Annotated in this window: 8 protein-coding genes; 3 read left to right on the top strand and 5 right to left on the bottom strand. The window is 71.9% G+C overall.

The window, feature by feature from the left end; genetic code table 11:
* Positions 1–208 precede the first annotated feature (208 nt).
* Both EST92_RS29575 and EST92_RS29570 read left to right on the top strand, forming a co-directional pair.
* Entirely contained in the window at positions 209–2,374 is a 2,166-nt protein-coding gene (locus tag EST92_RS29575) for a RecQ family ATP-dependent DNA helicase (RefSeq protein ID WP_129283770.1), read from the top strand.
* 224 nt (positions 2,375–2,598) lie between these two features.
* Positions 2,599–3,309 carry a hypothetical protein gene (locus tag EST92_RS29570; RefSeq protein WP_129283769.1) on the top strand — a complete coding sequence of 237 codons (711 nt, stop codon included), beginning with the start codon at positions 2,599–2,601 and terminating at the stop codon, positions 3,307–3,309.
* A 177-nt stretch (positions 3,310–3,486) separates the two neighbouring features.
* Here EST92_RS29570 and EST92_RS29565 read toward each other — a convergent pair whose 3' ends face one another.
* The 4 genes from EST92_RS29565 to EST92_RS29550 form a co-directional block, all read right to left on the bottom strand.
* Positions 3,487–4,137: a hypothetical protein gene (locus EST92_RS29565; RefSeq protein ID WP_129283768.1), complete on the bottom strand. Its 651-nt coding sequence runs from the start codon at positions 4,135–4,137 to the stop codon at positions 3,487–3,489.
* 66 nt (positions 4,138–4,203) lie between these two features.
* Complete coding sequence (locus EST92_RS29560; RefSeq protein ID WP_129251196.1) at positions 4,204–4,905, bottom strand: ribonuclease HII; 702 nt, start codon at positions 4,903–4,905, stop codon at positions 4,204–4,206.
* 283 nt (positions 4,906–5,188) lie between these two features.
* A complete protein-coding gene (locus EST92_RS29555) occupies positions 5,189–6,097 on the bottom strand; it encodes an ADP-ribosylglycohydrolase family protein (RefSeq protein WP_129283767.1) in 909 nt (302 codons plus the stop codon).
* Between the two features lie 11 nt (positions 6,098–6,108).
* Complete coding sequence (locus EST92_RS29550; RefSeq protein WP_129283766.1) at positions 6,109–6,768, bottom strand: histidine phosphatase family protein; 660 nt, start codon at positions 6,766–6,768, stop codon at positions 6,109–6,111.
* A 395-nt stretch (positions 6,769–7,163) separates the two neighbouring features.
* On the opposite strand from EST92_RS29550, the gene EST92_RS29545 reads away from it, so the two are divergent.
* Complete coding sequence (locus EST92_RS29545) at positions 7,164–7,964, top strand: TetR/AcrR family transcriptional regulator (protein WP_129283765.1); 801 nt, start codon at positions 7,164–7,166, stop codon at positions 7,962–7,964.
* On the opposite strand, the gene EST92_RS29540 is transcribed toward EST92_RS29545, so the two are convergent.
* Positions 7,950–8,444: DUF4937 domain-containing protein (locus EST92_RS29540; RefSeq protein ID WP_129283764.1), on the bottom strand; the 495-nt coding region annotated here is incomplete at its 5' end. The two genes, EST92_RS29545 and EST92_RS29540, sit on opposite strands and share 15 nt — an antisense overlap.

The raw sequence follows: 8,444 nt of genomic DNA, 5'->3' as shown, positions 1-8,444 counted from the left end.
GGGGTCGACGGCGTAGGGGCGGAGGGCGTGGCGGCGGAATTGCCGTCGGTGGGGCGCTTGCTCGGTTCGCTGTGCGGATTCATGGCTCGAAGATCCCGCGGCAGGCCGCCGCGCCGCGACCCCTGTGGATAACTCGCGGGCGACGAAGTTGTCCACAGCCCCGGGCGGGGGTTCGCGCATTGTCAGTGGCATCGGGTTGCATGGAGGCATGAGCAACGATGATCTGCGTGCCGCCGCCGATGCCGTCCTGTCCCGACTCGTCGGGGACCCCGGCGGCGAGGCCAGGCTGCGCGAGGATCAGTGGCGGGCGATCGAGGCGTTGGTTGCCGACCACCGCCGGGCGCTGGTCGTGCAGCGGACGGGCTGGGGCAAGTCCGCGGTCTATTTCGTCGCGACGGCGCTGCTGCGCGAGCGCGGCAGCGGGCCGACCGTGATCGTCTCCCCGCTCCTTGCGCTGATGCGCAATCAGGTCGAGGCCGCCGCGCGGGCCGGGATCCGGGCACGCACGATCAACTCCGCCAACACCGAGGAGTGGGACACCGTCCAGGCCGAGGTGGCGGCCGGCGAAGTGGATGTCCTGCTGGTGAGCCCCGAGCGGCTCAACAACCCCGATTTTCGTGATCAGGTACTGCCCAAGCTCGCGGCGGCGACCGGTCTGCTGGTGGTCGACGAGGCGCACTGCATCTCCGACTGGGGCCATGATTTCCGGCCGGATTACCGACGGCTGCGCACCATGCTCGCCGATCTCCCGCCCGGTGTGCCGGTGCTCGCGACCACCGCCACGGCCAATGCGCGGGTGACCGCCGATGTCGCCGAGCAGCTCGGGACGGGCGAGGGCTCCACCGAGGCACTGGTGCTGCGCGGGCCGCTGGACCGGGAGAGTCTGAGTCTGGGCGTGCTTCCGCTGCCGGACGCCGCGCACCGGCTCGCCTGGCTCGCGGACCATCTGCACGAACTGCCGGGCTCGGGAATCATCTACACCCTCACGGTCGCCGCCGCCGAGGAGGTCACGGCCTTCCTGCGCCACCGGGGGCACACCGTCTCGTCGTACACCGGTAAGACGGAGAACGCCGACCGCCAGCAGGCCGAGGACGATCTGCTCGCCAACCGCGTCAAGGCGCTGGTGGCGACGTCCGCGCTGGGCATGGGCTTCGACAAGCCCGATCTGGGCTTCGTGGTGCACCTCGGGTCGCCTTCGTCCCCCATCGCGTACTACCAGCAGGTGGGCCGGGCCGGCCGAGGGGTGAAGCATGCCGAGGTGCTGCTGCTGCCGGGGCGTGAGGACGAGGCGATCTGGAAGTACTTCGCGTCGCTGGCCTTCCCGCCCGAGGAGCAGGTGCGGCGGACCCTGGACGTCTTGGCCGCGGCCGGCCGACCGGTGTCGCTGCCCGCCCTGGAACCGCAGGTCGACCTGCGCCGCTCGCGCCTGGAGATCATGCTCAAGGTGCTCGATGTGGACGGCGCCGTGCAACGCGTCAAGGGTGGCTGGACGTCCACCGGTCGGCCCTGGTCGTACGACGCCGAGCGCTATGCGTGGGTGTCGCGTCAGCGCGAGGCCGAGCAGCAGGCCATGCGGGAGTACGCGACCACGGCGGGCTGCCGGATGGAGTTCCTGCGGCGGCAGTTGGACGACGAGGCGGCGGTGGCCTGCGGTCGCTGCGACAACTGCGCCGGGGCACGCTTCAGCACCGAGGTGTCGGCCGCTTCGCTGGACGCGGCGCGTGGTGAGCTGGGGCGCCCGGGGGTGGAGGTGGAGCCGCGGCGGATGTGGCCTACGGGGCTGCCGGCCGTCGGCGTCGACCTTAAGGGGCGCATTCCTGCGGGCGAGCTGTCCGCGACCGGCCGAGCCCTGGGCCGGCTCTCCGACATCGGGTGGGGCAACCGCCTGCGGCCGATGCTCGCGCCGCAGGCGCCGGACGGGCCGGTCCCCGACGACGTGTCGGCCGCGGTGGTCACCGTGCTCGCCGATTGGGCCAAGGGGCCCGGTGGTTGGGCCTCGGGCGCGGCCGATGCCCCGGCCCGCCCGGTGGGCGTCGTCGCGCTCTCCTCGCGCAGCCGCCCGCAGCTGATCCGGTCGCTGGCCGAGCGGATCGCCGCGGTCGGCCGGATGCCGTTCCTGGGCACGGTGGCCTCGGCGGACGACGGTGTCGAGGGCAGGATTCCGCGCAGCAACAGCGCTCAGCGGCTGCGGGCGCTGCACGGTTCGCTGAGCGTGCCTCCGGAGCTGGCGCAGGCCCTCGCCTCGGCGGGTGGCCCGGTGCTGTTGGTGGACGACTACGCCGACACCGGCTGGACAGTGGCCGTGACCGCCCGGCTCCTGCGAAGAGCGGGCGCCGAGGGGGTGTTTCCGCTGGTCCTCGCCGTACAGGGCTAGGAGCGGTACGTTCCCGGCCGATTCCGCGACGGACAAGCACATCGGCAACTTTCCGGGAGATTCCGGGCACCGGCGGGAATTGCTCGTTGCCGCATGCGTGTACGACGGCAAGAATTGGAATGCTTCCCCGTACCGGCCGTCCATGGTCAGGCAGCGCCGTGCCATGGTGCGCACCCGTGCCCGGTCACCGCCCGACCCGTGGACGCCTAGACGAAGGGAGGAACATGACCTTCGGCTTCGCTCCGCCCCCGCATGTGTCGTTGCCCGTGTCCGCCGATTCCGCCGCGCGACTGGGACGGATGCTGGTGCCCGCCGAATGGGCCTCGGCCGGGATTCCGGTGCTGCGCAATCCCCGTGAGCTCGTCGCCGATCTGCACGATCGCCATCGTCCGGGGCCGTCGACCGCCATCATCGCGGTGCTCGACGCACACGACCGGGTGACGGCCAGCGCCTCGTTCACCGAGTTCGCGGCCGCGCCCGACGGCTGGGAGTTCCGCAATGCGCTGCTGGCACATCTGCGCCGGGTCATCCCGCACGACCTGCGTTTGCGTACCCCGGTCCGGACCGCGGTGCTGCTCTACTGCCGTGAGGGCGAGCCCCGTTGGACGGAGACGGACGGGGCGTGGATGTGGGGGCTGCGCGACGCCTGCACCCTGCACGGGCTCCGCTGCGGGGCGTACATCACGCTGACCCCGAGCCGCTGGCAGGTATTGGGAGAAGGCCGTGGCGGGCGCCGCCCCAGGCCCCCCGCCACGGACCTGCCGGTCCCCGAACCGCGTCGCCCGGACGCGGGACGTGCGGAGCCACGTCGTACGACGGCAGCGCGACCGGATTCGTCGCGCACCGCCGCGAAGGCCGTCGTCCCGCAGAGCCGGCCGCTTCCACGGCGCGCGGGCGGCGCCCCGGAAGCACACCGGCACACGGCGGCGCGCTGAGGCGGACCGAGCGGCCGCGCCCCTACCGGGGGTCACGCTCACCGCGAACGGCGGCCGTGCCTCTCGGGGAAGCCGTCTCACCTGTCGGCACGCGCGGCGTCCGCACACCGTGGGCGCGGACGCGCATGCGAGCCCGTCGGCCCTGCAGGACCGACGGGCCGTTGCGAACCGACAGGTTCAGGCGTGGGCGCCGAGGACGGCCGTGATCCGCTGCGGGTCGCCGCAGACGATCAGCAGCACGCCGGCACGGGCCATGGCCGCCGGCAGCGCCCTCCCGGTGACCTCGTCCGAACCACCATTGACGGCGACGACCACAACGGGCCGGCCGGTGGCGCGCTCGGCGGCCGCGTCCGCGTAGAACACATCGTCCGTGGCGTCGTGTTGGGCCCAGTACGAGGCCTCGCCGAACGAGAGCTCATGCGCGGCCCACGGGTGGGCTTCGCCGGTGGTCAGCACCAGGATTTCGCCCGGCGCACGCCCGGAGTCCAGCAGCAGGTCGACGGCCTCGTCGGCAGCGTCGACGGCACCGGCGGCGGGTGCCGGGATCAGCTGGAGCTGCGCTCCCGCGGCGGTACCGGTCTTGCCGGCCGGCGGCTGCAGGGAGCTGGTGCGCTGCGCCGGCGGAGCGGCGACAGGCCCACGCGACGGGGCAGCAGGTCCGGGCTTGCCCGGACGGACGCTGGCCGCCGGAGCGCCACGCGGAGGCGCGGGGCGGGGACCGGGGCCAGGAACAGGACGGGGGGTCGGCGCGGTACGGCCGGCGGCCGAAGTTGCGCGGGGACCCGGGACACTCTCGTGAATCTGAGGCTCCTCGGGGATGAGAGGCATAAAGGGATGTCTATCAAACGTAAGTGCGGAACACGCTACCGGGTACCGAATTGATGTCCGTACCACTCAGAAATCGAAGCCGAGTTGGCCACCGGCTTCCAGAGCGGCTGCTTCGGGGGTGATGCGCACCTTCTTCAGATGCCGCCACCGGGGCAGGGCGTCCATGTAGGACCACGACACTCGGTGGTGCGGCGTGGGACCGTACTCCTCCAGGGCGATGCGATGGGTCGGCGAGGGGTAGCCTGCGTTGGCCGCGAAGTCGAAGTCGGCGTAGGCCAGACCCAGTTCGGCCATCATCGCGTCGCGCCGCACCTTGGCGATCACGGACGCGGCGGCGACCGCGATGCAGGACTGGTCACCCTTGATGACCGTGCGGACCCGCCATGGCGCACCCAGGTAGTCGTGCTTGCCGTCCAGAATGACCGCGTCCGGCCGGACCGGCAGCGCCTCCAGGGCGCGTACGGCCGCGAGCCGCAATGCCGCGGTCATGCCCAGCTCGTCGATCTCCTCCGGCGAGGAGTGCCCGAGGGCGTACGACGTGACCCACTCGCCGAGCACCTCGCACAGTTCGGTGCGGCGCTTGGGAGTCAGCAGCTTGGAATCGGTGAGTCCGTCGGGCGGCCGGCGCAGACCGGTGATGGCTGCGCAGACGCTGACCGGACCGGCCCACGCTCCGCGTCCGACCTCGTCGATACCTACAACGATCTTGGCGCCCGTCGTGGCGCGCAATGATCGCTCGACGGTATGGGTGGGGGGCTCGTACGGCATGGCGCCAGCCAGGTTACGCCTATTCGGCGCAGCCGTCCGCACCGGATCCGCACCCAGCGGAAAACGGTGTCCGTGCAGGTGCGAGCGGAACCGGGACGGCACCCTACCAACGGGTACCCGGCGGCGACCCCGGAGGGCGCGACGCGTCGCGCTCCCGTCCTCTCCCACCCCCGCCCTCGGCGAATTCGCCGCCTCTCACCGGCCGTTGGAGGGGACCGGGGGACGGAAGGAGTCACGGACGGACGGTCCGTGGCGGGCGAGGGGAGCTACGGCGCGGCAGTGCTCAGTCGGTGTGGACGGGGGCCCAGGACGGGAGGGGTTCGGTGCCCGCCAGCCATGCCTCGGGCGGGGTGCCCGCACCACCGGCGGCCACGATGCCGCCGACGATCGCGCAGGTGGTGTCGACATCGCCGCCCGCATGAGCGGTGGCCCAAAATGCCCGCTCATAGTTGCCAAGATGCCGGGCGGCGGCCCAGAGGGTGAAGGGCACGGTGTCGTGGGCACTGGTACGCCGCCCGCAGCCCAGCACGGCGGCGACGGTGCCGGAGTCGGCGTAGTCGAGCATGTCGCGTGCCCGGCGCAGACCGGCCTGTACGGCGCTGCGCGGGATCAGCTCCAGTACGCCGTCCAGCAGCTGCTCGGGGCCGAGGTCGCGGGTCGGGTCGGCCACCAGGGCGGCCGCGGCGGCGACGGCCATGGCACCGACAACGGCCTCGCGGTGCTGATGGGTGGTGTAGGCGGAGATCTCGGCCTGGTGGGTGGCCTGCTCGGGGTCGTCGGCGTACCAGGCGCCGAGGGGAGCGATGCGCATGGCGGCTCCGTTGCCCCACGAGCCCTGGCCGTTGAAGAGTCCGGACGCCAGCTCACGCCAGTCGCCGCCCTCGCGGATCAGCCGCAGCATGCGGTTGACGGCCGGACCATAGCCACGGTCGAAGTCGTGGTGGTCGGCGAAGGAGCGGGCGAGGGAGTCCTGGTCGATCCGCCCATGGGTCGTGAGCTCGGCCAGGACGGAGCACGCCATCTCCGTGTCGTCGGTCCACTGCCAGGGGGCGGGTGGCAGCTCGCGGCGCTTGAGGGAGGGGTAGTGGGCGGGGACGAAGAACTGGGATCCGAGGGCGTCACCCACGGACAGGCCGCGCAGGCTGGCCAGAGCCCGCGCCCGGCGGTCTGCGTCACGGTGATCGAGGGTCATCGGTGTGCACTCTAACCGGTGGCTCCATAAGGCTCCGGTTTACACCAGCGCGCGAAGGGCCGGTCGAGGGTGTAGCGGCCGTTCCCGCCGAGCAGCAGGGTGCGCCGTTCCGCATTGCCCGGATTGGACAGCGACTCGAAATCGGCCACCGTCCAGTGGAACCAGCGCATACAGAACAGCCGCATGGTGAGCCCGTGCGTGACGATCAGGACGTTCGGCGGGTGATCCGGGGCCTCGAAGCTGCGCCACAGGCTCTCCAGGAACGCCCCGACGCGGTCGTAGACGTCCGCTCCGGACTCACCCTGGGCGAACCGGTAGAAGAAGTGTCCGTAGGCGTCGCGGTAGGCCTTCTGCCGTCGTACGTCGTCGCGGTCCTGCCAGTTCCCCCAGTCCTGCTCGCGTAGTCGGGGCTCCTCGCGGACCCGGACCCTGCCGGGATCGAGGCCGAGCGCCCGGAAGGTCTGGTGGGTGCGACGGTAGGGCGAGACGTAGGCGGATACCCGCTGGTCACCGAACATCTCGCGCAGCGGGCCGCCGGCCGCCTCCGCCTGTCGCAGCCCGGCCGGGGTGAGCGAGAGCGCATGATCGGGTTCCCGCTCGTAGACGGTGTCATCGACGTTCCCCTCCGACTCTCCGTGGCGGATGAGAACGATGCGTCGGGGCCGAGCCATGCCGCCAGCCTAAATCTCCCGCTCTGTACACGCCGCACGCCCCCTGGCCCGCGGTCCGGACCTTGCAGCACAGCACTCGTCCTGCCTGTGTGGCCACGGTCCGTTCCTGGCCTGACTGGTCCGTTCCCGGCCTGCCTGAGGTGCCTGAACTGCCTGAGGTGAGGTACGGCCGCACTCCTGCCCGGGACCGTCGGGCACGATCCCCTCACGACCCCGTTGCGTTCGGCAGGGCGTCTCGACAGCGATCCGCCGTCGTTCAGCCGCCGGTCACCGCAGGACGTGATGCTGGCGTGCCATGAGACCCGCACAGGCATCGATCCCCCAATCAAACGCAACACGCGTTGCATTACGATGAGGATGACACGGTCCGGCCACTAACGCAACAAGGATTGCAATTGACTGAGGACGAAGCCAGCAGCGACCGGCGCACGACCGACGGCTCCGCGCCGGCCCCCGGCACCCGGCGCCCCGGCGGCCGCACCGCCCGCACCCGCGCGGCCGTCCGCGACGCCGTACTGGCCGGGCTCACCGAGCACGGCTATCCCGGCTTGACCGTCGAATACGTCGCCGAGCACTCGGGCGTGCACAAAACGACGCTCTATCGCCGCTGGAAGGACCTCGAGGGCCTGGTGGCGGACGCTCTGGACCTCGCGGGCGAGGACGACTGGACCCCGCCCGACACCGGGTCCCTGGAGGGTGATCTGCGCGCCCTGGCCCGCGAGGTCGTCGCCTCCTTCGCCGATCCCGCGGTGGCCGCATCGGGCTCCGCGATGATCGCTGCCGGCTTCCGGTCGGAGCGGGCGGCCGCGGCGCTGCGCGGCTACTACACCGAGCGGTTCGCGCGCTGTGAGGTCCTCGTCGAACGTGCCGTCCTGCGCGGGGAATTGCCTGCGCCCCAGGAAGCCGTAGCGGGCCTCCCGGCGCGTACCCGGGCACACACCGCCGCCGACACCGCCGACACCGCCGACACCGCCGTGAGCGGCGCGATCGATGCCGGTGCGCTGGTCCGCTCGGTCTCCGCACCGCTCTTCTTCCGCCTGTTCATCACCCGGGAACCGGTCGAGGCCGCGCACGCGGACCAGGCCGCGGCGGCCACCCTGGCGGCCGCCCGGGCCGGGGCGTTCACCCTCGACAGCGCCGCAGACTCCCCCCACGGCACGGGCGCCTGGACGCGGCGCCCGTCATACCGTCCATGACGGTTCGAGCTGGACCACGTCCCCCGCGATGGCCCGGACGTCCGCGGCTATCTGAGCCCGCAGCGCCAACCGCTCCACCCGCTCGGGCCGGTACTTGCCCCGCTCGGCAGCCGACTGCCACATCGACAGCACCAGGAACTCCTCGCCCGGCGCCCGCCCCACCATCCCCCGCAACATTCCCGGCGAACCCGCCATCGCCGGGTTCCAGACCTTCTCCTGCATGAGCATGAAGTGGTCCACCCGGTCCTGGTACACCTGGCTGTGCGCCAGCCGCAGCACGTCCACATCACCGAACGACGGGCGGAAGCCCACCTTCACGTCGAACTCGTGCTCAAACAGGCGCACCTGTGCGTCCTTGTACGTACCGACCTGGGCTGCCGCCAGCCGGTCGTGCGAACGCGCCATGAAGGAGTCGTAGAATGCCCGGCTCTCCCAGAAGGCGACCAGATGCGCGACGCCCGGCCGCCCCCGGCTCCACCC

Source organism: Streptomyces sp. TM32 (genome assembly GCF_004122755.1).
Classification (GTDB): domain Bacteria; phylum Actinomycetota; class Actinomycetes; order Streptomycetales; family Streptomycetaceae; genus Streptomyces; species Streptomyces sioyaensis.
This window is presented reverse-complemented; position numbering and strand designations above follow the sequence as displayed.

Excerpts from the sequence above, each read along its gene's own strand:
- EST92_RS29575 (WP_129283770.1), top strand. The coding sequence starts at position 209 with ATGAGCAACGATGATCTGCGTGCCGCCGCCGATGCCGTCCTGTCCCGA.
- EST92_RS29570 (WP_129283769.1), top strand. The coding sequence starts at position 2,599 with ATGACCTTCGGCTTCGCTCCGCCCCCGCATGTGTCGTTGCCCGTGTCC.
- EST92_RS29565 (WP_129283768.1), bottom strand. The coding sequence starts at position 4,137 with ATGCCTCTCATCCCCGAGGAGCCTCAGATTCACGAGAGTGTCCCGGGT.
- EST92_RS29560 (WP_129251196.1), bottom strand. The coding sequence starts at position 4,905 with ATGCCGTACGAGCCCCCCACCCATACCGTCGAGCGATCATTGCGCGCC.
- EST92_RS29555 (WP_129283767.1), bottom strand. The coding sequence starts at position 6,097 with ATGACCCTCGATCACCGTGACGCAGACCGCCGGGCGCGGGCTCTGGCC.
- EST92_RS29550 (WP_129283766.1), bottom strand. The coding sequence starts at position 6,768 with ATGGCTCGGCCCCGACGCATCGTTCTCATCCGCCACGGAGAGTCGGAG.